Source organism: Cyanobium sp. ULC082, from assembly GCF_977927535.1.
Genome location: NZ_OZ376398.1, coordinates 276,449 through 298,385, shown reverse-complemented (window position 1 = coordinate 298,385; position 21,937 = coordinate 276,449). Strand labels below are relative to the sequence as shown.

The window sequence follows — 21,937 nt, the reverse complement described above, 5'->3', positions numbered from 1 at the left end:
CAATTCAGGATCCACCACCGGGTTCCTTCTGGCTGAAATGATCGTTCCCACCCTTTTCCTTGAGCTGAGCAACCACCAGGTGGAGGTGGCCGAAACCCTGATCGGGGTGGGTCGCTTCGTGGTGATCTTCGTGGTGGCCCGCGCCCTGGCCGAACTGCTGGTCCGCTTCCAGTTGCCCAGCATCCTGGGCGAGCTGGTGGCCGGCGTGCTGATCGGCGCCTCCGGCCTGCATCTGGTCGTGCCGCCCGAAACCCATGGCGAGCTGAATCAGGGGATGCTCCGGCTGGTGGGATCCCTGGCTGACATTCCCATCGGTGAGGTGCAGAGCATCTACAACGAGACGTTTCCGGTGCTGCAGGGGGTTTCCACCCTCGGCCTCTATGCGCTGCTCTTCCTCACCGGCCTTGAGAGCGAGCTCGATGAGCTGATCGCCGTGGGGGCCCAGGCATCCACAGTGGCCATGGCCGGGGTGGTTGTTCCCTTCGCCCTCGGCACGGCCGGGCTGATGGCGATCTTTCACGTGGACCTGATCCCGGCGGTGTTCGCCGGCGCCTCGATGACGGCCACCAGCATCGGCATCACGGCCAGTGTGTTCGGCGAACTCCAGTATCTCAAGACCCGGGAAGGCCAGATCGTGATTGGCGCCGCTGTCCTTGACGACATCCTCGGCATCGTCATCCTGGCGGTGGTTGTGGCTCTGGGCACTGGGGGCAACCTGGAAGTGGCTCCGATTGTCAAGCTCTGCGTTGCTGCGGCCCTGTTCGTGGTGGTGGCCCTGGTGCTGAGTCGCACCGCCGCCCCTGCCTTCGACTGGCTGCTCGACCTTCTCAAGGCCCCTGGCGAGGTGATCGTGGCCTCCTTCCTGGTGCTCTGCGTCTGCTGCTTCTCCGCCACGGCGATCGGTCTGGAGGCGGCCCTGGGGGCCTTCGCCGCCGGCCTGATCCTCAGCGGCTCGAAGCACACGAAGGCGATTCAGGGTTCCGTTCTGCCCCTCGTGTCGCTGTTCGCCACGATCTTCTTCGTGCTGATCGGCACCAGCATGGATCTTTCGGTGATCAATCCCGCCGATCCCGCCAACCGGGCCGGCCTGGTGGTGGCGGCATTCCTGCTGGTGGTGGCGATCCTCGGCAAGTTGGTTTCCGGCTGGAGCTTCCTGAGCGCCAAGCCGACCAATCGCCTCGTGGTGGGGCTGGGCATGATGCCCCGCGGCGAGGTGGGCCTGATCTTCCTCGGCCTGGGCACCAGCGCCGGCCTGCTCACTCCCGCCCTGGAGGCGGCGATCCTGCTGATGGTGATCGGCACCACCTTCCTGGCGCCCGTGCTGCTCAGACTGGTCCTGAGCCGCAAGGAAACCGTTGCCGAACAACCTGCCTGAGCCCTTGCGGGGCTGGGGCCTCAGCTGGGCTGGCCTTCTGGACAATCGCCAGGGGGAATGGTGGCTGCTGGCCCAGATCGTGCTCATCCTTCTTCACGCCCTGCCGCCGCTGCCCGCTCCAGCGAGCCTCGGGTTGGCCTGGCCCCCTTTCCTGGTCGTGGTTGGTTTGATCCTGCTGGGGCTGGGGCTGGTTCTGGCGGCAGCTTCCTTTCTGAACCTGGGCGCCAGTCTCAGCCCCCTGCCTGATCCAAAGCCGGGCGCCGCCCTGGTCACCGATCGGGCGTACGGCCGCTGCCGCCACCCCCTGTATCAAGCGGTGCTGATCTGTTCCCTGGGGGTCTGCCTGGCCCTCGGCAGCCTGGTTCACCTGTTGCTGCTGCTGGGCCTGGTGGGGGTGCTGGGCGGCAAGGCGCGGCGGGAGGAGCGCGGCCTGATCAGCAGCCATCCCGGCTACGCCGCCTACCGCCTGGTCACGCCGGCCATCGTTGCGGGCCTGCCCTGGCTCGACTGGCGCCGCTGAGCCGAGCCGCTCACCGCTGGACTGCGCTCAATCCTCCTGACGACGGGAGGCCAGGCTCCAGAAGGCCCCAGCCAGAACCGCCATCAGCCCCAGGCTGGCGGCCCAGCTGGGGCTGAGGATCCAGCTCAGGCCCAGCTGGGTGATCCCACCCACGGCCAGGGCCAGCAGCAGGCTGCTCACCAGCAGGGCGATCTGCTGCAGCCCTGCCCCGAGCGGGCCATCGGCCAGGGCGGCTTCGAGCCGTCCGAGGGGCTTGGACAAGGGTAGGTAGAGCGCCAGCGCCCACAGCGCCATGCCCGGCAGAAGGCTGGACCAGTCGACCAAGGTGCGGATGCTGGGAACGGCTCCCTAGCATCGACCACCAAGCCAACCCTGCGGTGACCCTCTCCAGCCCCGAGTCCGCCACGGAGCCTCGGACGGTGCCGGAGGTCTGGAGCTATCAGGGCCATCCCGTTCACGCCCTCAGCCGGCGACCGGCCGCCCCGCTGGGTCCGGCGATCCTGCTCGTGCATGGCTTCGGCGCCTCGACGGACCACTGGCGTTTCAACATTCCCGTGCTGGCGGAGCGCCATGAGGTGCACGCCCTCGACCTGCTCGGCTTCGGCCGCAGCTCCAAGCCTGCCAGCCTCGCCTATGGCGGCGGGCTCTGGCGTGATCAGCTGGTGGCCTACGTGAACGAGCGCATCGGCCGCCCCACGGTGCTGGTCGGCAATTCCCTCGGGGGCTTCGCCGTTCTGGCCGCCGGTGCAGCCCTTGGCGACGCGGCCGCCGGTGTGGTGTTGATCAATGCGGCGGGGCCGTTCAGCGACGAGCAGGCCGAACCCCGGGGCTGGGGGGCGATCGCCCGTCGCACGATCGGTGCCGCCCTGCTGCGCAGCCCGGTGCTGCAGCGGCTGTTGTTCGAGAACCTGCGGCGACCGGCCACGATCCGGCGCACGCTCAACCAGGTGTATCTCGATCGCACCAATGTCAACGAGGAGCTGGTGGAGTCGATCCGTCGGCCCTCGCTCGATCCGGGCGCCTTCGGCGTGTTTCGCACCGTCTTCGACATCCCCCGCGGTCAGCCGCTCGACGAGCTGTTTGCTGAGCTCACCGCACCGTTGCTGCTGCTCTGGGGCATCCGCGACCCATGGATCAACGCCGAAGGGCGCCGCGGGGCCTTCCAGCGCCACGCCCCCTTCGCCACCGAAGTGGTGCTTGAGGCGGGTCACTGTCCCCATGATGAGGTTCCTGATCAGGTGAATGCCGCTCTGCTGACCTGGCTGGCCACATTGCCGGCAGCCTGAGCAAGGGTTTTCGCTCAGCGCCTCACCGATTCGATCTTCGTTGCCGAACCATGCCGCTGACCCATCGCCTGACCCCCTATCCCCACTGGGAGCTGGAGGATCCGATCAGCGGCGATCAGTTGCGTCTCGTCCCCGAGCGGGGCGGCCTGCTGAGTGGCTGGCGCTGCTCTGGTCGCGAGCTGATCTACCTCGATGAGGAGCGCTTCGCCGATCCGGCCCTGTCGGTGCGGGGCGGCATGCCGGTGCTGTTCCCGATCTGCGGCAACCTGCCCGGCGATTGCCTGCCTTTGCCAGACGGGGATTACAGCCTGAAGCAGCATGGCTTCGCCCGTGATCTGCCCTGGCAGCTGGAGGGGACGCCAGATGGACGCGGCGTGCGGCTCACCCTGGAGGACACCCCTGCCAGCCTCGCCTCATTTCCCTTTCCATTCAGCCTGGAGCTTTCCTTCCAGCTCGAAGCCGCCGCCCTGGCGATCACCGTGCGGATCGAGAACCGTGGTGAGGTGGCGATGCCTTACAGCTTCGGGCTGCACCCCTACTTCAGGGTGTCGTCGCTGGATGCCGAGGCTGCCCAGCTGGCGGTGCGGCTGGAGGGTCTGCCGGATCGCTGCCTCAACCACCTCACCATGACGGAGGAAGCCACCCAGAACCAGCTGGAGCGGTTGCCGCAGGGGGTTGATCTGCTGGCCCGCCCGCTCGGAGCGGTGCGGCTGGTGGACCCAGTCGCTGGCCTGGCCCTGGAGTTGCAGCCCAGCACGCCCCTCGACCTGGTGGTGATCTGGACGGACCCACCACGGCCGATGCTCTGCCTGGAGCCCTGGACTGGCCCCCGAGGTGCTCTGGTCAGCGGTGATCGCCGCCTTGAGGTGCCGGCCGGTGGCGCCCACAGCCTGGCCTGCCGCTACGGGCTCACGCTGTTGTGAGCACCCCCGGCAGGCGGCCCCTGGCCAGTTGCTGCTTCGGATCGAATTCCCGCTTCACCGCCTCGATCAGCCGTCGGGAGGGGGCGTCCAGCCAGGCGGGGAGCGTCCGCGGCGCCGGTTGCTCAAGCACGGTGAGGAAACCGCCGTGGCCGAGGCAGAGCCGGCGCAGTTCCTCGACCCGATAGGCCGGCAGGGCCCCGGTCGGGGCCCAGGCATAGCCGAGACCGCTGCCGGCGCCGAGCACCAGTGGCAGGTCCCTGAGGGCGCGCTCGCCCAGCAGGGCGGCTGCCCGGCTGGGCAACAACCCCAGCCGCAGCAGCCAGCCCCCCGGCTGCCGCTGGCCGAGTGCCACCGCCCGGAGCGCCTCCAGCCGTTCGGGATCCAGCGGCTGGCCGTGCAGGGCCAGGCTTTCGGCGTGGCGTTGAATTTCAAGGCTCTGATCGGCCAGGGCTCCGGCGCTGACGCTGGCCAGGCTCAGCAACAGGGCGTTGCGGGGCTCCCGGGCAGCTTTCTGGCAAAGGGCCGGCGTCCACCAGTCGATCAGTTCCGGGGTCAGGCTGGAGCGCAGCAGCCAGCGGCGCAGCTGATCGAGCGCCTCGAGCGGACCCTGCAGCAGCAGCCCCAGCCGCTGCGGGGGCTGGGGGGTGGTGCGCAGGGTCAGCTCGGTGATCAAACCCAGCGACCCCCAGCTGCCGGTGAACAGCCGCATCAGGTCGTAGCCGGCCACGTTCTTGACCACCTTCCCGCCCGCCCGGGCGGCCACCCCATCGGTGCGCATCAGGCCGATCCCGATCAGTTGATCCCGTACGCCGAGGTAGCGATGGCTGAGCCCGCCGGCCAGGCCGCGGGCCACCAGGCCGCCGACCGTCCCGGCGCCGCTGCCATCGGCCTCGCTGCCCCACGGCCAGTCGATGGCCAGCCACTGCTGATGACTGCGCAGGGTTTCCTGCAGGTGCCGCAGCGGCAGGCCTGCCTGCACCGTCACGGTGAAATCGCCGATGGCGTGGTCGAGGATGCGGTCAAGGCGCTGGCAGCTCAGCTCGGTGGCCGGCCCCTGCACGGCGGGACCCCAGTCGAGGCGGCTGCCCAGGCCGGTCGGCAGCCAGGGGACAGCGTCCTCGTACAGCTGCCGCACCAGATCGGGCAGTTCGTGGGACTCGGGCATGATCACGGCACGATGGTGCCATGGCGATCGGGGTGTCAGGCCTGAAAATCGTCGTGATCGATGACGATCCCACCGGCTCCCAGGCGGTGCACAGCTGCCCGCTGCTGCTGCGCTGGGATCACCACACCCTGGTGGAGGGCTTGAAGGACCCTTCGCCGCTGCTGTTCCTGCTGGCCAACACCCGCGCCCTGCCTGCCGCGGCGGCGGCGGAGAGGGTGCGGCAGATCTGCCGGGCCCTTCCGGCGGCCGTCCACGAGGCGGGGATCGAGCGCTGGCTGCTGGTGAGCCGGGGTGATTCCACCTTGAGGGGCCACTGCCCCCTGGAGCTGGAGGTGATCGAGGCGGAGCTCGGTCCCTTCGAGGCCACCCTGCTGGTGCCGGCGTTTGTGGAGGGGGGACGCACCACGGTGGCCGGGATGCACCTGCTGCATGGCGAACCTGTGCATCACTCCGCCTTCGCTGCAGATCGGCGCTTCGGTTACGCCACCAGCTTTCTGCCCGACTGGCTCGAGGCGAAAAGTGGCGGCCGCATCCAGGCCGGCCAGGTGGCGCGGATCGGCCTGGCGGAACTTCAGCCCGGGCAGGCGGAGGCCCTGATCAAGCGGCTGGAGCAGCTGGAAGGCAACCGGTATGTGGTGGTGGACGCCGAGCGGCCGGAGCAGCTGGTCGCCCTGGGGACGGCGCTGCGCGCCGTGGTGGGTCCCCGGCGCCTGCTGGTCCAGTCGGCCGCCAGCCTGCTCAAGGGCCTGGCGGAGTTGCCGCCCCAGCCCCTGGGTCCCGGCGGCCTGGCGGCCCTGCGACGCGGCGGGGCGCCGGGGGCCGTGCTGGTCGGCTCCCATGTGCCGCTCAGCGACCGCCAGCTGGAGCGTCTGCTGGCGGAGCCGTCCTGCGGTGGCGTGGAGCTGTCGGTGGAGCGGCTGCTGGCGGCCTGGCGCCGCGAGCCGGAGGGGGCCACCGAGCCTGGCTGGCAAGGGTCCTGGCAGCAGGAGTTGGTCGAGGCGATGGCCGGGCTGCATCGGCAGGGAAGAACGCCGGTGCTGTTCACGAGCCGGGGTGAACGTCTCTGTGAGGACGAGGGGGAGCGCCAGCGGCTGAGCCTGGCCATCGCCGGCCTGATGGCCCGGATCGCGGCAGGCCTGCCGGAGTCCCTGGGCTTCCTGATCAGCAAGGGCGGCACCACCAGTCAGACCCTGCTGGCCGAGGGGCTGGCCCTGGGCTCGGTGCGGCTGGAGGGCCAGTTGCTCCCTGGTCTCTCGGTGCTGCGCCTGCCGAGCGAGCATCCCCGTTTTCCCGCTCTGCCCCTGCTCACGCTGCCGGGCAATCTCGGCGACGACGACACCCTGCGCCAGGCCTGGCACTGGATGGATTCAGGCGGCCTTCCTGCGGCTACAGCCAGGCCGCCGGATCCAGCAGGGCCTCCGCCGGCAGCGGGCCCGCCAGCAGCCGCTCCGCCCGCGGGTCCAGAGGCGCCTGCAGAAGCTCGGCACTCACCAGACGGGCTTCAGCTGGAAGGGCCGGCTGGTCGGGGTCGAAAGCGGTGGGATGGCTGACGCTGCTGGCGAAGCCGCGGAAGATCAGCAGCTCGAACGGCTCCCGGGCGGCCCCCGCTGCGGTGGCCCTGTCGCCGGAATGGGCCACCGGCAGGGTTCCTCTCAGCCTGAGCACCCGATCGGGCCGGCTGCGACTCAGCGCTTCGAGTTCGGCGAGGGTGGCGGCGGACATTCAGAACCCCCCCGCCACCCGCCCCTGGCGGGGCAGCCGCACCAGCAGCCACTGCAACAGGCCCACCACATAGGCCACCAGGCCGAGATAGCCGATGAAGGCGGTGAGCGGCGGGGTGAGGTCGGCGCCGAACACGAAGCCGAACACCCTGGCGGCGCCGAGCTGCAATCCCCGGGGCGCCTCCAGCCACACCTGACAGATGGGGCGTTGCACCTCTCCAGCCAGGCAGCCCAGGGCCGTGGCACTCAGGGCGGCGCCCAGCAGGCCGAACAGGGTGAGGGCCCAGCGCCAGCACCGCACCGTCAGGGGCAGGGGCCGCCAGGGGGGCAGATCGGCCAGTTCTTCATTGAGGTCCACCCAGAACCAGACCGACGCCACCATCAGCAACTGGGCCAGAACCGCCAGCCCGTAGCCGAGGCGGCGGCCGTCGACCAGCAGGAGAACGGTGATCGCCAGCAGGCTGGCCACCTTCCAGTAGATCGTCAGCAGGCGCACCATCGATCCCTCCCGCCGGACGGCCGCCCAGACCAGCAGCACCAGGGGCAGACCGACGGTGAAGACCACGGCCAGTCGGTAATCGAGCCACACCAGGGTGCGGTAAAGCAGATCTGGCACGGACGGGGTACGGGAAGCGCCATTATCCGTAGTCGTGCACCGGCAGTAGGGTCCGAGCCATGGCTGCGCTCACACTGCCCTCCTGGCTCCAACGTGGCGATGGTCCTGCCTTCTGCCAGGCGGCCCTCTCCAGCAACCCTTCCCTGGAGGGCGCTGTCGAGGAGGTGGTGCGGAATCTGAACGCTCGGCGCGGCGCCGACCTTGCCCTGGTGTTCTGTTCCTCCAGCTACGCCAGTGATCTGCCGCGGCTGTTGCCATTGCTGCGGGCCCGGCTCAGCGCCCGCCACTGGATCGGCTGCGCCGCCGGGGGTGTGGTGGGCACCGATGGCGGCGGTGTTCCCCATGAAGTGGAGCAGCAACCGGCCCTGAGCGTCACCCTGCTGCGCCTGCCGGGCGCTGAGCTTCAGCTGTTCGAGCTCGACACCAAGACCCTTCCCGATCTGGACGGCGACAGCCAGGACTGGGTGGACTGGATCGGAGCGGATCCAGCCCTGGCCAGTTCGATGCTGGTGTTCGTCGACCCCACCAGCGCCGCCATCAACGATCTGATCAGCGGCATCGATTACGGCTTCCCCGGCGTCGACAAGGTGGGCGGCATCGCTGGCCACCACAGTGCCAGCCATGGCTCCCTGCTCTTCGAAGATCGCGTGGTGAGTGGGGCCGTCGGCTGCCTGGTCGGTGGTGACTGGCGGATTGATCCGGTGGTGGCCCAGGGCTGCCGGCCGATCGGCCCGGTGTTCGAGATCGAGCAGGCCGAGCGCAACGTGGTGCTGCAGCTCAGCAGTGGTCAGGAGCGCAACACACCGGTGAATTGCCTGCAGGGCATCCTTCAGTCGCTCACTCCCGCTGAACGGGAGCAGGTGCGTCACTCCCTGTTCCTGGGGGTCGCCCGCAGCAGCTTCAGTCTGCCGGGCCTCGGTACCGAACCTGAACCCACCGCCTTCCTGGTGCGCAATCTGCTGGGGGTGGATCCCCGCAACGGTGCCGTGGCCGTGGCCGAGAAACTGCGGGTGGGCCAGCAGGTGCAGTTCCAGCTCAGGGATGCGTCCTCGTCCCGCCAGGAATCCAGGCTGTTGTTGCGGCGTCAGGCGCGGCGCTCCGCTGATCCCCTGGCCGCCCTGCTGTTCGCCTGCCTGGGCAGGGGCCAGGGGCTCTTCGGTCAACCGGATGGCGATGTGACCATCTGCCGGGAGCAGTTTCCGGGGCTGCCGATCGCCGGTGCCTTCTGCAATGGTGAGATCGGCCCGGTGGCCGGCAACACCCATCTGCACGGCTACACGGCCAGCTGGGGTTTTGTGGTGCCCAACATCCCAGTGGATTGAGCGGTGGTGCGCCAGCACGTCAACCCGCTCAGCAGCCTGCACCAGCAACCCCGGCAACTGCCACCCACCCGGCAGCTGTTCGCCGATTACCAGCGGCCGCTGCATCTCGACATCGGCAGTGCCCGGGGCCGGTTCCTGCTGGCGATGGCGCCCCGGCATCCGGAGTGGAATTTTCTCGGCGTGGAGATCCGCCGGGGTCTGGTCGACGCCGCCGAGCAGGATCGGCGGCGCCTTGATCTGGCCAACCTGCGCTTTCTGTTCTGCAACGCCAACGTGAGCCTGGAGGACTGGCTCGCTGATCTGCCGGCCGGGCGTCTGCAACGGGTGACGATCCAGTTCCCCGACCCCTGGTTCAAGCGCAAGCACCAGAAGCGGCGGGTCCTCCAGCCTCCACTCCTGGCCGCGATCGCCGCCGCCCTCGCCCCTGGAGCCGAACTGTTTCTGCAGAGCGACGTTGCCGAGGTGATCGAGCCGATGGTGGCGCTCACCGAGGCCAGCGGCGCCTTCGAGCGCCCCGCCGATGATCCGCGTCCCTGGCGGCCCACCAACCCCCTGCCCGTGTCCACCGAGCGGGAGCTGCAGGTGATCGGGCGGGGGGGGGCGGTGTACCGGGTGCTGTTCTGTCGGAACAGCTCGGCCCATAATCCGGCCATCGCCGTTCGCCCTTGATGCCGGCCGCCCCTCCCGCCCCGTCGATCCCCTGGTTGCTGCGCTGGCAGGGACTGCTGGCCGGTGCCCCTGGCGGCTGGCTGTCGCGCCGGCTGAGCGGGGTGGCCGGGATTGTGCTCTGCGCCCTGATGGCAGGGCTGCCGATGCTGAATCGCACCAGCTTGAGTCTGTTGATCCTGGCCAGCGGTCTGCTCTGGGTGGTCTGGGCCCTGCAGACCCCGCCAGGGCGGATCGGGCCGATCAACGGCTGGCTGTTGCTGTTTCTCGGCCTCACCGTGCTGGCCACCGGCTTCTCGCCGGTGCCCGCCGCCGCCGCCAAGGGCCTGCTCAAGCTGCTCAGCTATCTGGGGGTCTATGCCCTCGCCCGCCAGCTGCTGGCCACCGCCCCGGCCTGGTGGGACCGGATCGTGGCCGCCCTGCTGGCCGGTCAGCTGGTCACGGTGGTGATCGGCATCCGCCAGCTCTACGTGGATTCCTCAGCGCTGGCCCGCTGGTCGGATCCGAATTCGGTGGCCCGGGGCACGGTGCGGATCTACAGCACCCTGGAGAACCCGAATCTGCTGGCCGGCTATCTGCTGCCGATCCTGCCCCTGGCCGTGGTGGCCCTGCTGCGCTGGAAGGGCATCGGCGGCCGCCTCTTCGCCCTCACCAGCCTGGTGCTCGGGATCGTGGCGATGGTGCTCTCCTACAGCCGCGGCGGCTGGCTGGGCATGCTGGCGGGGCTGGGCAGCCTGGCCCTGCTGCTGGTGCTGCGTCAGACCCGCCACTGGCCCGTGCTGTGGCGACGCCTGTTCCCCCTGCTGCTCCTGCTGGGCTCTGCGGCCGTTCTGGCGGTGCTGGTCACCCAGGTGGAGCCGCTGCGGGTGCGGCTGATGAGCCTGGTGGCCGGCCGTGAGGACAGCTCCAACAACTTCCGCATCAACGTCTGGATGGCGGCGCTCCAGATGGTCCAGGACCGCCCCTGGCTGGGGATCGGGCCGGGAAACAACGCCTTCAACCTGATCTATCCCCTCTATCAGCAACCCAAGTTCAATGCGCTCAGCGCCTACTCCATCCCCCTGGAGCTGGCGGTTGAAGGGGGCATCCCCGCCCTGCTGGCCGGTCTTGGGCTGCTCTGGAGCAGCCTGCGCTGCGGGCTGGGCCAGATGCGCAGCGAAGCGGGCCTGGCCCTGCCGGCCCTCGGCTGCGTGGCGGCGATCGTCGGCCTCGGCGTGCAGGGCCTCACCGACACGATCTTCTTCCGGCCGGAGGTGCAGCTGATCGGCTGGTTCTGCCTGGCCAGCCTGGCCGCCCAACCGGCCAGGGATGGCTGAGCCGGCCCTGCTGGCCGGCTTCGATGCCGGCCAGACCCACACCACCTGCCGGCTGGCGGCGCTGCACGGCGATGGCCGGCTCACGGTCCTCGCCGAGGGCCAGGGTCCGGGCGTCAGCCACCTGGCGGCCGCTGGCGGAGAAGGGCGGTTCACGGCGGCCCTCACCGGCAGCCTGCACCAGGCCATGGCTGCCGGAACCTGGCCCGTTCGGCCCGATCTGGCCGCCGCCGCGGTGGGGGCGAGTGGGATCGAGCAGGGCGCGGCCGTGCAGCAGCGGGGGGAGGCGCTCGCCGCCGCCGCCCTCGGTCTGCCCCTGGGACAGGTGGTGGTGACGGGAGATGAGCGCACGGCCCTGCGCGGCGCCCTCGGTGATCGCCATGGCCCGGGTGCGGGCATCGTGGTGATCAGCGGCACCGGCTGCATCGCCCTCGGCCGGAACCCAGCTGGCCTGGAGCACCGTTGCGGTGGCTGGGGCTGGCTGCTGGACCGTTGCGGCTCAGCCTGCGACATCGGCCGAGATGCCCTGGCCCTGTCGCTGGAGATGGCTGATGGGCGCCGCCCCGACAGCCCATTGCGGCCAGCGCTCTGGAGCCGGATGGTCCCGCCGGATGCCAGTGGGGGCAGCACCGCTGCGGCCATCACGGCCCAGCGGATCAAGGCCCTGGTGGTGGAACCCGGTTTCGGCCCGGCCGGCTTCGCCCGGCTTGCCCCGACCGTGGATGCCCTGGCGGCGGCAGGCGACGCCGATGCCCAGGCGGTGCTGGTGCGCTCGGCCACGGGCCTGAGCAGACTGGTGCGGGGGGTCGCCGGGGCTCTTGCCCTGGAGCGGGTCCGGGTCTGCGGGGTCGGCGGGGCCCTCACCCATCTGCCCCGGTTCGCCGCCGCCTATGGCACGGCCCTGCAGCACGAGCTGCCAGGCGCCGTGGCGGTGACAGCCCGGGGCGACGCCTGCCAGGGCGCCCTCTGGCTGGCCGCAGAGGCTCTGCTCAGGCCGGGTTGAGTTGCTGGCGGGCCAAGGCCGCCAGGTGCCCCGACCAGTGATCGACCACGTCCTGTTCAGCCGCTTCGACCATCACCCGCAACAGCGGTTCGGTGCCGCTGGCGCGCACCAGCACCCGACCGCTGCCGGCCATCGCCGACTCGGCCTGCTCCACCGCCTGGCGCAGCGGTTCGTTCTGCTGCCACTGCTGGCGCCGCTGGCGGTCGGGCACCGTGACGTTGATCAGGCGTTGGGGGTAGGGGCGGAAACTGGCCTCCATCCAGTCAGCCAGGCAGCCACCCCGGTTGTGCACCAGGGTTGCAACCTGCAGGGCCGTGAGCAGGCCATCGCCGCTCATGCCGTGGTGGGCCGAGAGGATGTGGCCGGATTGCTCGCCGCCCAGGGCGGCGCCGCTGGCCTCCATGGCGGCATGGACGTGTTGATCCCCGACGGCGGTGCGATCGAGCACGCCGCCCCTGGCCTGCCAGGCCCGCTCGAAACCAAGGTTGGACATCACCGTGGCCACCAGCCGGTTGTCCGGCAGCCGGGCGGCATCCTGCAGGGCGCCGCCCCAGAGGAAGAGGACCTGATCGCCGTCCACCACCCTGCCCTTACCGTCCACCGCCAGCATCCGATCGGCATCGCCATCGAAGGCGAAGCCCATCTCGGCACCCACCGCCAGCACCGCCTGCTGGAGCGGCTCCAGCTGGGTGCTGCCGCAGCCCACATTGATCCGACGGCCATCGGGCTGGCCATGCAGCACGGTGAGATCGGCGCCAAGGGCCCTGAACACCGCCTCTCCGCAGGCAGTGGCGGATCCCCAGCAGAGATCGAGCACGATCGCGCAGCCATCAAGGCGACGGTTCGCCACGCTGGCGAGCAGGGAGTCGGTGTACGCCTCCAGCAGGTCGGGGCGGTGATGGGCCGCCCCGCAGTGAAGCATCGCCCCGTTGGAATCGCCGCGCAGCCCGGCCTCGATCGCCGCCTGCTCCCGGCTGCTCAGCTTGGCGCCCGTGCTGCCGAACAGTTTGATGCCGTTGTCTTCAGGCGGGTTGTGGCTGGCGGACACCATCAGCCCGCCGGCCGCCCCGAGCCGTCGGATCGTGCCGGGCACCGCCGGGGTGGGGCAGAGCCCCAGGTTCCAGACGTCCCGGCCGGCGGCGCTCAGCCCCGCCGTCAGGGCTGCGGCCAGCATCGGGCTGCTGCTGCGGGAATCCATCCCGATCAGCACCGGCCGATCCGGCGGCAGCACCTGGCCGGTCCAGTAGCCCACCTGGAGGGCCAGGGCCGGGGTGATCTGGCTGCCGACCCGGCCGCGAATGCCATCGGTGCCGAAGCCGGCTGCGGCCGGGCCGAGCGGAAACCCAACGGGAAGACTGGCCAGCTCGGTCATCCAGGCACCCATTGCTGGCCAGCAGATTAGGTGCTCCGACGGGGCCACCAGGCCCAGCGCACCAGCTCGGCGATGGCCCACAGCAGCAGGCCGCCCACCACCCAGCCCGGCAGGGCCTGAAAGGGCCAGAGCGGGCGCAGTCCCACCACCAGGGCGGCTCCGGCCACCACCGCCAGAGCACGGCGTCGCTGGAAGGCCCCCGGCAGGGTGGAGAAGCGGGGTGGCAGGGAGGGAAGCAGGCCCATCGGCGATTCATGGCGCCCCTTCAGAATGCCAAGCCATGAGGAACATCCCGGCAGCTCCCTGCCCGCAGCCGTCGCCCACACCGAGCGGGTTGGTGCTGCCGCCACCAGCTCCGGCCCGGGGTCTGCCGATCCTTGCCCTCACGGTTTTCGGCAGCTGGGCCCTGCTGCTGATCGGCCGCCAGGCCCTGCTGCTGCGGCCCCAGCCCACCCCTGCCACCCCGGCGGCCCAGCTGGAGCTGATCCGGCTGCTGGATCCCGACCCCGACCGCCGCCGCGAGTCCAGCCTGCTGCTGGTGGGAGCTGGAGCCGATCCAGCCCGTCGCCGTCGCCTGCTGCGTGGCCAGGGCTGGGGGCCGATCCACTGGCTGCGCTGGTGCTGAAGCTCGATGCCCAGGCGGCTGAAGCTCTGGGTCAGGCCCCCGGGCCCAGCAGCCCTGGCGGCAGCTGGGGGGGCGATTTCCAGCGGCAGCGGCCAGTGCCGACGCGCTCTATGCCCTAGGCCGCACGGAGCCAGGTCAGCGTGCAGCGCTGCTGAAGCGTTTCCCGGCCCATCCCGCCGCCCTGGCCGCCGCCCTGGAGGCGGGTCCCGGCGGCGCTCTGCACCTGGCCCGCTGGGGGGCGCGCTGGCCCGGTGCCGAGGCGCGCATCCGCCAGGTCTGCCGCTCCGGCGCCGGATCTGGCTCAGGCGGTTTCGGCGCCGCTGAGCGCAACGAGCTCGCCGGCGCCCTCGCCCAGCTGGGTGATGGGGCCGGCGCCCTGAGCTGCCTGGGTCCCCGGCGCGGCTCCGTCGGCACCGAACTCGCCCTGGGACGGGCGCTGCTGAAGGGAACGGCGACCCAGCCGGCCGAGGGGGAGAAGCGGCTGCTGGGGTTGAGCCGGCACTGGCCCACCAGCCCGGAGGCGGCCGAGGCCGCCCGGCTGCTCAGCGAGCGTCCCGGCCCTGCCGCTCTGGCGCTGCTGGCCCAGCTGCCCCCGGCCCTGCGCCAGACCGCGCCGGTCCAGGCCCGCCAGGCCTTCGAGGGTGAACGGGCCTGGCGGGAGGTGCTGGCGCGCTGGCCGGCGGATCCGGCCAGCTGGGATCTCTCCTGGGAGCTGGCCCGCCAGCGGCTGCTGAAAAGGGAATGGGCCCAGGCCGCGGCGATCCTGAAGGTCCTGTCCCCCGATCGCCTGCCCACCCCCCTGGCGGTACGTCAGTTGTTCTGGCTGGGCTTCGCCGAGCAGCGGCTGGGGCAGGAGGAGCAGGCTCGCTACCACTGGCGGCAGCTGCTGCAGCGCTCACCCTGGGGCTACTACGGCTGGCGGGCCGTGGTGCGGCTGGGGGAGGAGCGGCCTCCCCTGCGGCTGAAGGCAGACCCCCAGGCGGCGCCCCTGGCGCCATCCGTCTGGCAGCCGCTCGGCAGCGGCCAGCCCCGGCTCGATCGCCTCTGGCGGCTCGATCAGCCCCTGGAGGCCTGGGAGGAGTGGCGGCACCAGCGCGGCAGCCGGACCCCGATGGCGCCAGCGCCCCTGATTGTCGAGGGTCGGCTGCGCCAGGGGGTGGGCGACGACTGGATGGGCCTGGCCCAGCTGGAGCAGGCCCAGTTGCGCTGGATCGGTGCCCGTTGCCCGGTCGCCCTTCCGCTGGAGCGTTCCCTTCACCCGGTTCGGCACGGGGCGACCTTTGCCGGTGCGGCGGCTGCGGCCGGCCTGGATCCCACGCTGCTGCTGGCCGTCGCGAAACAGGAGTCGCGCTTCACGGCCGGGGTGGCCTCGCCGGCGGGTGCCATCGGCTTGCTCCAGGTGATGCCGGCCACCGCTGCGGAGCTGGCCGGTGCCCCGGTGAGCGAAGACCAGTTGCGCCAACCGGAGCTCAACGCCGAGCTGGGCGCCCGTTATCTGGCCCTGCTGCTGCGGCAGTGGCAGGGGAATCCGTTCCTCACGATTGCCAGCTACAACGCCGGGCCCGGTGCCGTGCAGGGCTGGCGGAACCCCACGCTCGAGCTGGAGCCGGAATTGTGGGTGGAGGCGATCCCCTACCCGGAAACCCGTCTGTATGCCAAGAAGGTGCTGGGCAACCTCTGGAGTTATCAGCAGCTGTCGGTGCGGGGCTGCTAGATGCCGAGCATCTGGCCGGATTGATGCCAGAGGCGCCCCAGCCACACCCCGGCCATCACATAGGCGCTCAGTCCGATCGCGCCGTAGATGGGGGGCGGCACCACCCGGATGCGGGTGAGGTCCAGCCGGGCCAGCAGCACCGCCGTGGCCAGGATCATCACGTCAGCCAGGGCGCTCAGCCTCAGCAGGTAGAGGCCGGCAACCGTCACCAGAAACAGGCTGACCACCAGCGTCATCACCCGGCTGGCGGCCATGATCGCCGAGAGCTGGCGCAGCAGCAGATCCGGCATGCTGCAGAGCACCACCACCGTGACGGCCTGGAAGCACTCCGCCGACCAGTAGATCTGCCGGGCGGTTTCAAGGCCCAGGTGGGTGACCCGGACAGGCCCCTCCTGATCCGACCAGTGAATGCCGAGGTAGACGCTGACGACGAGCAACAGCAGCAGTAATGGAGCCCGCAAAGGCAGCAGGGTGAAGCCCAGCACCGCCTTGCCCAGGCCCGTGGAAAGCGATTTCAGCATCGGGTTGTCAGCACCAGGTTGATCGCTTCGAACGGACAGCTGGGGATGCACTGTTCGCAGACCAGGCAGCGCTGGGCATCGAAGCCGAGCCGCCAGTCGGGCAAGCCGATGGCCAGGGCGCCGCTGGGGCAGACGCTGGTGCAGAGGCCGCAGTCGACGCAGCGTTCGCGGTCGATCCGGATCTCCCCCTGGGCGCGGTCGAGCTCCAGGCCGATGCCCTCGAGCCAGTGCTCGGCGGCGGCCAGTTCGTCGATGTCGCCGGACAGCTCCACCACCATGGTGCCGCTGCGGTTGGGAGCGATCTGGGCCCTGAGGATCTTGGCGGCCACATCAAAATCCACCGCCAGCCGGTAGGTGATCGGCTGGTGCACCGCCTCGCTGGGGAAGTGGATGGTGAGACGGTGCTTCACCGTTGGCAGATGCCGCTTGAGCTCAGTTTGACGCGGCAGCAGCCGTGGCGCTGCTGCCAGAGTGCAACGCAGCCGAGCCTGATCCGGAAGGCGCCATGACCGAGCCGAACAGCAAAGACCCGGCGCCCTCCCCGCTGGGGAGGCGAGAGCGGCTCCTGCTGGCCGCGATCGCCGCCGCCCTGGGCCTGCTCCTCTTCCAGCTGCGGGGTGGCCTTCAGCCCCAGGCACCGCTCGAGCAGATGGCTCGCCGTTCCCTGGAGCTGCCCGTTGCCCTGGCCAACGGTCGGCCGACGATCCTGGAGTTCTATGCCGATTGGTGTGCGGTGTGCCGTTCGATGGCCCCGGCCGTCGAAGCGATCGAAACCAAGCACCGCGGCGCCCTCGATGTGGTGCTGCTCAACGTGGACAACCCCCGCTGGGCTGCCGAGATCGAGCGTTACGACGTGAACGGCATTCCCCAGCTTGAGTTCTTCGATCGTGAGGGCCAGTCGGTGGGCCGCTCCCTCGGCGGCCGCAGCCTCGCCGAACTCGACGCCATCGCCACTGCCCTGATCGCCGGCAAGCCGCTGCCGCGCCTGGCCGGGGTGGGCTCGCTCAGCCAGCTCGATGTCGCCAGCACACCCGTGGCGGGACCCCGCAGTCATGGCTGAATTCACGCCGATGGATCCCCGTTTCCGGGTGGAGCTGATCGCCGCAACGCCCAACCCGCAGCAGTGCGTGTATGCCGGCATGCATCAGGACTATTCGGAAGGATTCGTGGCCTCCGATCGAGCCGAGTGGCCCGATGAGCAGACGGCGGGCGCCATCTGCGTGAAACGGTTGCTGGCCGGCGAACGGGGCCACTACGGCCCGCTGGAGCATGCCCAGATCGTGCTGAACGTGGGCTGGTTCCCCCATTCGGTGATGCAGCAGGCGCGCACCCATCGTGTTGGCGTGAGTTTCGATGTGCAGTCGATGAGATATACGGGCGAGCGAATCTCCAGGGCTGCAAAGGGTGAAATAGACCTGGAAGAAGTGTTTTACTTAAGGCCCGTTGGCGCCTATAGCGACCGCCAAGGCAAGAAATACAACTACGACGCAACGCAGCGAGCCATCGATCTGGAGATCTGCCGCGCCGCAGCCGCGCGCTACCGCGATCTACTGGATGCCGGCTATGCCGAAGAGCACGCCCGCGGCATCCTGCCGTTCGACTACCGCCAGCACTTCGTGGTGAGCTTCACGCTGCGGGCTTTCCTGCATTTCCTCGATCTACGCGCCAAGCTCGATGCCCAGCAGGAGATCCGCGAGCTCTGCGATCTGATGTGGCCGCATCTGCAGGCATGGGTGCCGGAGTTTGCGGAGTGGTATGAGAAGAGTCGGTTGCATAAGGCGCGGTTGGCGCCTTGATGGCGCTTGCTGAGCACTTGAGAACTATTGAAAGTACCTGCACTGCGAAGCTGTGCAGGTACTTTCTCACTATTTGACGTCGGCAACGCCAATAACAATGCATCCGTTCTCTGAACTGGCCATGCGCTTCACGGCGCTGACCAACGGTCTTCTCGATGTTCAGAGAGCAGATCTACTCTCAGAGCTGCAAGACCATGGGACTACTGCCTTGGTCAAGCAGCTGCAGGCAGTAGAGCTACAAGGTGCAATGGTGGCGATGTTTGATGCTGCGCTGCAGGATGCACTGGACGCAGTGAACGGCTTTCAAGAAGCAAAACGGATCATCGAGCAGACCGGAGACTTTGAGCTGCGAGATAGGTTCGAGATTTTGCAACGTGCAGCGAACGTGTTGAAGCACGGGCGAGGACGTAGCCACGACGAGCTGATGGCCCAAAGGGGTCAGTTGCCGTTCAGAGTAGGCGCAGAGGACGAGTTCTTTAATGAGGGCAACGTGTCCGATCTCGCAACGCTTGTGAAGGTGGATAGCAAGTTTTTACGCCATTGTGTCGAGACGATCGATCTGGTAGCAGCGCTGATCAGGCGGACGCGACCGACGGCTTGGGTGTAGCGCGAATATTCAGCGATTGCAGCTGATCAAGTGATCAGAGCCTGCCTGCACGAACGGAATAGAAAGGGCCACAAAGAACCGCCGGTCCTCTATGCCGACAGCAGCAACTCCCTAGCCTCAGGCTTCTCGCAGAGTTGCATGCCGCCATGCTAGAAAGCCGGCTGGAGGAGCCGGGAGTGTTCTGAAGCTTCTCCTGGCCACGGATGCCAAAGGCACCCCGCACTCAGAATCCATGATCAAGCCCGCGACGTAACGGCCTGACCGTTTGCCAGCAAGGGGGAGACCTACGAGTGGATGTCTTCGTTTGTGGCCTGGTAGATCCACTAGCAACGGCACAGCGACATCAAGTTCGTGACACCCCCGCGGCGTCACAGGCGCCAAGCCATGGAGATGTGTCGACACCGGGCTGTCGTGTACTAGCAGGCACGCCAGCGGAACCAACCCCGCTGGTCACGATCCCCGCGGCGCTGGCGTCAGCCAGAGGCGATCTGGATCAATCCTCGACCGCCAAACACTCAACTAATCCAGCTCTATTTCCCCTGGCCTGACCAGCAGCAACAACGCCTTCATTCATGGCAGTCACCCTATCGGCATCTCAAATAGTTCTAAACATGAGACTCAGTCTCTACCCACTTGCATCCTGTCAGCCACTTGTATCAAATGTGGAAAGTTTCTTTTCATAAACCGATGAAAATCTGAGTCAGCAACCCACTTTTCTTTGAAGATCGCATAGACAAGCTTAATCAGTGGATCTACGGGAAATGTATTCGATGATTTAACTTCATTGATTAAGCATGTTAGATATTCCTGGGTCACGCGGTACTTTCCATGCTTGCCTTTGAGCAATTCCACGCCTGCTCTAACCGATTCGGCAATGGATGAAATCTTTGCGTTGGCTATTCTTGTCGTTGACTCTATGTCTTCTGCGACTAGCTTGATTTCATCTGGGTTAAAGTGTCGTCGCGAGGCCTGGATATCCTCGAAAAAAGCAACAATCGCTTTTGCTTGATAGACGTAATGGTCGTGAGTGTAAGAAGCGCGTGGAGGCTTGGTCATACTTTACTTTGAACGTGAATGGTTTCGTGAAATTCAAAAAGACAAGGCATGGCCTTGCTAAGAATACTCAGTAAAGAACTATTTTGCAAGCAGTCAGCAGAGAACAAAGTCGAGATGGAGGCCTTGAATTGTGCCTGCCCCATCCCAGGGCATGCCAAGACCTTGCATTGCTGATTTTACATATTGTAGCAAATAGCTCAATAGTCTGTTCTGTGAAGCACTCCCAAGTGTCCTACACATGCGGCATGTGTGCTCTGAAAACTCAATCAGTACACCGTGAACGCAACCCAAGTGCAAGACGCCAAAGCTGCTTTTGACAAGGCCCCCTCTGCCAGGAAAGTTGACGCCTCTCCATCTCGACCATTTCCACCACCAGGGGGCCTGATGGAACCGATCAATGCGCCCTTACAGCGAGGCTGTCAAAGCTGATGTCCGCCGGCGGATGGGGCCTCCCCATCGCCAGAGCGTGACGGAGATCGCCCAGGAGCTGGGCATCCACGTGATCACCCTCTACAAATGGCGCAAGGCCTGGCGTCTGCAGGGGGAGGTGGTGCCGGCTACCCAGAAGGACCCCGAGGGTTGGGGCCCAACTGACAAGTTCACGGTGGTCCTGGAGACTGCTGGGTTCAACGCCACCGAACTCGGCGCTTACTGCCGCGAGCGGGGTCTGTTCCCCGAGCAGGTGGATCGCTGGCGCCAGGCCGCCCAGGATGCCAACGCACAGCCGCTGGTGACGATGGCCGAGCAGAAGGACCTGGAGAAGCGCCACCAGGCCGATCAGCGGGAGATCAAGCGGCTGCAGCAGGAGCTGCGCCGCAAGGACAAGGCCCTGGCGGAGGCGGCGGCGCTGCTGATGGCCTCAAAAAAGATCCAGGCCTTCTGGGGAGAGGACGGGGGCGACTGACCTCACCGTCTGATCGCCGCAAGGCCCTGGGGATCCTCGAGGCCGGCATGGCCGCGGGCGCACGGGCCCGTGAGGTGGCCGCTTTGCTTGGTGTGGGGCTCACCACCCTGCAGCGCTGGCGGCGTCAGTTCGCTGGTGATGGGGACGGCAGCGATCGCCGCAGAGGAAGCCCCCGCCATGTGGCCCATCGCCTGAGTGAGGAGGAGCGCCAGCGAATTCTGCTCACCTGCAACCAGACGGAATTCGCGGCGCTGCCGCCGGGGCAGATCGTGCCGGTCCTGGCGGATCGGGGCCTCTATATCGGCTCGGAGCGGAGCTTCTACCGGGTGCTCCATGCCCACGGCCAGGCCCACCGCCGCGGGCGGGCCCGTCCGCCCCAAGAGCCCCGTCCGGTGCCACGGCTGCAGGCCAGGGGGCCGAATCAGCTGTGGAGCTGGGACATCACCTACCTGCCCACCAGCGTTCGGGGGGTGTGGCTGTACCTCTATCTGGTGATCGACGTCTGGAGTCGCAAGGTGGTGGCCTGGGATGTGGCCGAGCGGGAAGACGCCCAGATCGCCGCTGATCTGGTCGGCCGTGGCTGTCTGCGGGAGCGGATCAGTAAGGGCCGCCGCCAGCCGCTGGTCCTCCATGCCGACAACGGCAACGCCATGCGCGCTGCCACCCTGGAAGCCCGGCTGGAGGAGCTGGGGGTGCTCAGATCCTTCTCCAGGCCCAGGGTCAGCAACGACAATCCCTACTCGGAGTCGCTGTTCCGAACGGTCAAGTACCGACCGGACTACCCCAGGCGGCCATTCCAAAGCAAGGACGACGCCTGCGCCTGGGTGGCCACGTTCGTGAGCTGGTACAACCACCAGCACCGCCACAGCGCCATCCGATTCGTGACGCCCCACCAGCGCCACAGCGGTCAGGCCGAGGAAATCTGCCGCCACCGTTCCCGCGTCTATGAGCAGGCCCGGCAGTGTCACCCCCGCCGCTGGAGCCGCTGCACCCGCAGCTGGCATCAACCGGAGGTGGTCTGGATCAATCCACCGCCTCCAGAAAACGCCAACGGTCCGGCTACTTTGTCGATCGCCGTCTGATTGGCGGCAGGGGCGTCATCTTTTCTGGCAGTCACCGAGGACATGATTCATATGGTGGTCCGTGATCCCTGGGCTAGCCCACCCAACAGCCCAATTCCTCAGGCCCACCTTGGCTGCGGTCTATCACCGATCGGGTGGCCAACCTGGTCAATTGGTGGCCGTTCTATGCTTTATTTCTACGAGCATCACATCAGCACCAGAGTCATACAGACCGGACATCCCAACTCCCAACGCGATACGGAGGTGAGGGGTGGCTCCTTCCTAAGCCCGGGGGCACTGCATGGGCATGCTTCGTCCTAACGCTGCCCCTGAGTGGCAGGCAAGGAGCTTGCGGTGGCTTAGCAGAGAGC

General features: G+C 68.1%; 23 protein-coding genes and 2 pseudogenes. 15 read left to right on the top strand and 10 right to left on the bottom strand.

The features are described 5' to 3' along the window. Positions 1 to 37: 37 nt before the first annotated feature. On the top strand, positions 38 to 1,375 hold the full coding sequence (locus ACXMDY_RS10930; protein ID WP_259702453.1) for a cation:proton antiporter: 1,338 nt from the start codon (positions 38 to 40) through the stop codon (positions 1,373 to 1,375). After that, a complete protein-coding gene (locus ACXMDY_RS10925; RefSeq protein WP_259702454.1) occupies positions 1,356 to 1,895 on the top strand; it encodes a methyltransferase family protein in 540 nt (179 codons plus the stop codon). Before ACXMDY_RS10930 ends, ACXMDY_RS10925 begins: the two co-directional genes overlap by 20 nt. A gap of 27 nt (positions 1,896 to 1,922) precedes the next feature. Here the strand turns inward: ACXMDY_RS10925 and ACXMDY_RS10920 are convergent, their stop codons facing one another. Beyond that, on the bottom strand, positions 1,923 to 2,219 hold the full coding sequence (locus ACXMDY_RS10920; RefSeq protein WP_259726600.1) for a hypothetical protein: 297 nt from the start codon (positions 2,217 to 2,219) through the stop codon (positions 1,923 to 1,925). Positions 2,220 to 2,272: 53 nt separating this feature from the next. Between ACXMDY_RS10920 and ACXMDY_RS10915 the strand changes: the two genes are divergently transcribed. Continuing rightward, positions 2,273 to 3,181, top strand: a complete 909-nt coding sequence (locus tag ACXMDY_RS10915) for an alpha/beta fold hydrolase (protein WP_259702455.1) — start codon at positions 2,273 to 2,275, stop codon at positions 3,179 to 3,181. 50 nt (positions 3,182 to 3,231) lie between these two features. Beyond that, positions 3,232 to 4,104: an aldose epimerase family protein gene (locus ACXMDY_RS10910; protein ID WP_259702456.1), complete on the top strand. Its 873-nt coding sequence runs from the start codon at positions 3,232 to 3,234 to the stop codon at positions 4,102 to 4,104. On the opposite strand, the gene ACXMDY_RS10905 is transcribed toward ACXMDY_RS10910, so the two are convergent. Then, positions 4,091 to 5,269, bottom strand: coding sequence for an FAD-binding oxidoreductase (locus tag ACXMDY_RS10905; RefSeq protein ID WP_311133945.1), 1,179 nt, complete (start codon positions 5,267 to 5,269; stop codon positions 4,091 to 4,093). The two genes, ACXMDY_RS10910 and ACXMDY_RS10905, sit on opposite strands and share 14 nt — an antisense overlap. A 20-nt stretch (positions 5,270 to 5,289) precedes the next feature. Here ACXMDY_RS10905 and ACXMDY_RS10900 point away from each other — a divergent pair, with 20 nt between their 5' ends. Next, positions 5,290 to 6,819 (top strand): four-carbon acid sugar kinase family protein, encoded by a 1,530-nt coding sequence (locus ACXMDY_RS10900; RefSeq protein WP_259702458.1) that lies wholly within the window; start codon positions 5,290 to 5,292, stop codon positions 6,817 to 6,819. On the opposite strand, the pseudogene ACXMDY_RS10895 reads toward ACXMDY_RS10900, so the two are convergent. Together ACXMDY_RS10895 and ACXMDY_RS10890 are read right to left on the bottom strand one after the other, a co-directional pair. Further along, positions 6,743 to 6,991, bottom strand: a pseudogene (locus ACXMDY_RS10895) (DUF7734 family protein); the annotation flags it as partial. The gene ACXMDY_RS10900 and the pseudogene ACXMDY_RS10895 overlap by 77 nt on opposite strands. Continuing rightward, positions 6,992 to 7,606 (bottom strand): DUF3177 family protein, encoded by a 615-nt coding sequence (locus tag ACXMDY_RS10890; RefSeq protein WP_259702459.1) that lies wholly within the window; start codon positions 7,604 to 7,606, stop codon positions 6,992 to 6,994. A gap of 59 nt (positions 7,607 to 7,665) precedes the next feature. Here ACXMDY_RS10890 and ACXMDY_RS10885 point away from each other — a divergent pair, with 59 nt between their 5' ends. Genes ACXMDY_RS10885 through ACXMDY_RS10870 form a run of 4 tightly spaced genes read left to right on the top strand, consistent with a single transcriptional unit; the run spans position 7,666 to position 11,910 of the window. After that, positions 7,666 to 8,928: an FIST signal transduction protein gene (locus tag ACXMDY_RS10885; protein WP_259702460.1), complete on the top strand. Its 1,263-nt coding sequence runs from the start codon at positions 7,666 to 7,668 to the stop codon at positions 8,926 to 8,928. Positions 8,929 to 8,934: 6 nt separating this feature from the next. Next, the gene (gene trmB / locus ACXMDY_RS10880; RefSeq protein ID WP_259702476.1) at positions 8,935 to 9,597 is read left to right on the top strand and encodes a tRNA (guanosine(46)-N7)-methyltransferase TrmB; all 663 of its coding nucleotides are present in this window, start codon (positions 8,935 to 8,937) and stop codon (positions 9,595 to 9,597) included. After that, the gene (locus ACXMDY_RS10875) at positions 9,597 to 10,910 is read left to right on the top strand and encodes an IctB family putative bicarbonate transporter (RefSeq protein ID WP_259702461.1); all 1,314 of its coding nucleotides are present in this window, start codon (positions 9,597 to 9,599) and stop codon (positions 10,908 to 10,910) included. Before trmB ends, ACXMDY_RS10875 begins: the two co-directional genes overlap by 1 nt. After that, positions 10,903 to 11,910 carry an N-acetylglucosamine kinase gene (locus ACXMDY_RS10870; protein ID WP_259702462.1) on the top strand — a complete coding sequence of 336 codons (1,008 nt, stop codon included), beginning with the start codon at positions 10,903 to 10,905 and terminating at the stop codon, positions 11,908 to 11,910. Before ACXMDY_RS10875 ends, ACXMDY_RS10870 begins: the two co-directional genes overlap by 8 nt. Here ACXMDY_RS10870 and glmM read toward each other — a convergent pair. Beyond that, on the bottom strand, positions 11,897 to 13,282 hold the full coding sequence (gene glmM, locus ACXMDY_RS10865) for a phosphoglucosamine mutase (protein ID WP_259702463.1): 1,386 nt from the start codon (positions 13,280 to 13,282) through the stop codon (positions 11,897 to 11,899). The genes ACXMDY_RS10870 and glmM overlap by 14 nt on opposite strands. Positions 13,283 to 13,308: 26 nt before the next feature. Next, the gene (locus ACXMDY_RS10860) at positions 13,309 to 13,632 is read right to left on the bottom strand and encodes a hypothetical protein (RefSeq protein WP_259728464.1); all 324 of its coding nucleotides are present in this window, start codon (positions 13,630 to 13,632) and stop codon (positions 13,309 to 13,311) included. Here ACXMDY_RS10860 and ACXMDY_RS10855 point away from each other — a divergent pair. Continuing rightward, positions 13,620 to 13,907 (top strand): hypothetical protein, encoded by a 288-nt coding sequence (locus ACXMDY_RS10855; RefSeq protein ID WP_457767616.1) that lies wholly within the window; start codon positions 13,620 to 13,622, stop codon positions 13,905 to 13,907. The two genes, ACXMDY_RS10860 and ACXMDY_RS10855, sit on opposite strands and share 13 nt — an antisense overlap. 301 nt (positions 13,908 to 14,208) lie before the next feature. Here ACXMDY_RS10855 and ACXMDY_RS10850 read toward each other — a convergent pair whose 3' ends face one another. Further along, positions 14,209 to 14,409 (bottom strand): hypothetical protein, encoded by a 201-nt coding sequence (locus tag ACXMDY_RS10850; protein WP_457767615.1) that lies wholly within the window; start codon positions 14,407 to 14,409, stop codon positions 14,209 to 14,211. Between ACXMDY_RS10850 and ACXMDY_RS10845 the strand changes: the two genes are divergently transcribed. Next, positions 14,398 to 15,621, top strand: coding sequence for a lytic transglycosylase domain-containing protein (locus ACXMDY_RS10845; RefSeq protein ID WP_457767614.1), 1,224 nt, complete (start codon positions 14,398 to 14,400; stop codon positions 15,619 to 15,621). The two genes, ACXMDY_RS10850 and ACXMDY_RS10845, sit on opposite strands and share 12 nt — an antisense overlap. Here the strand turns inward: ACXMDY_RS10845 and ACXMDY_RS10840 are convergent. Continuing rightward, the gene (locus ACXMDY_RS10840; protein ID WP_259702466.1) at positions 15,618 to 16,142 is read right to left on the bottom strand and encodes a hypothetical protein; all 525 of its coding nucleotides are present in this window, start codon (positions 16,140 to 16,142) and stop codon (positions 15,618 to 15,620) included. The two genes, ACXMDY_RS10845 and ACXMDY_RS10840, sit on opposite strands and share 4 nt — an antisense overlap. After that, positions 16,136 to 16,552 (bottom strand): NIL domain-containing protein, encoded by a 417-nt coding sequence (locus ACXMDY_RS10835; RefSeq protein ID WP_259702467.1) that lies wholly within the window; start codon positions 16,550 to 16,552, stop codon positions 16,136 to 16,138. Before ACXMDY_RS10835 ends, ACXMDY_RS10840 begins: the two co-directional genes overlap by 7 nt. A 95-nt stretch (positions 16,553 to 16,647) precedes the next feature. On the opposite strand from ACXMDY_RS10835, the gene ACXMDY_RS10830 reads away from it, so the two are divergent. The 3 genes from ACXMDY_RS10830 (at position 16,648) to ACXMDY_RS10820 (ending at position 18,545) form a co-directional block, all read left to right on the top strand. Then, positions 16,648 to 17,202, top strand: coding sequence for a thioredoxin domain-containing protein (locus ACXMDY_RS10830; protein WP_259702477.1), 555 nt, complete (start codon positions 16,648 to 16,650; stop codon positions 17,200 to 17,202). A gap of 10 nt (positions 17,203 to 17,212) precedes the next feature. Beyond that, positions 17,213 to 17,938 (top strand): FAD-dependent thymidylate synthase, encoded by a 726-nt coding sequence (gene thyX, locus ACXMDY_RS10825; RefSeq protein ID WP_259702478.1) that lies wholly within the window; start codon positions 17,213 to 17,215, stop codon positions 17,936 to 17,938. A 97-nt stretch (positions 17,939 to 18,035) separates the two neighbouring features. Next, positions 18,036 to 18,545 carry a hypothetical protein gene (locus ACXMDY_RS10820; protein WP_457767613.1) on the top strand — a complete coding sequence of 170 codons (510 nt, stop codon included), beginning with the start codon at positions 18,036 to 18,038 and terminating at the stop codon, positions 18,543 to 18,545. A gap of 618 nt (positions 18,546 to 19,163) precedes the next feature. On the opposite strand, the gene ACXMDY_RS10815 is transcribed toward ACXMDY_RS10820, so the two are convergent. Further along, on the bottom strand, positions 19,164 to 19,601 hold the full coding sequence (locus ACXMDY_RS10815; RefSeq protein WP_259702469.1) for a hypothetical protein: 438 nt from the start codon (positions 19,599 to 19,601) through the stop codon (positions 19,164 to 19,166). Between the two features lie 397 nt (positions 19,602 to 19,998). On the opposite strand from ACXMDY_RS10815, the pseudogene ACXMDY_RS10810 reads away from it, so the two are divergent. Further along, positions 19,999 to 21,587, top strand: a pseudogene (locus ACXMDY_RS10810) (IS3 family transposase). The last annotated feature ends 350 nt before the right edge of the window (positions 21,588 to 21,937 follow it).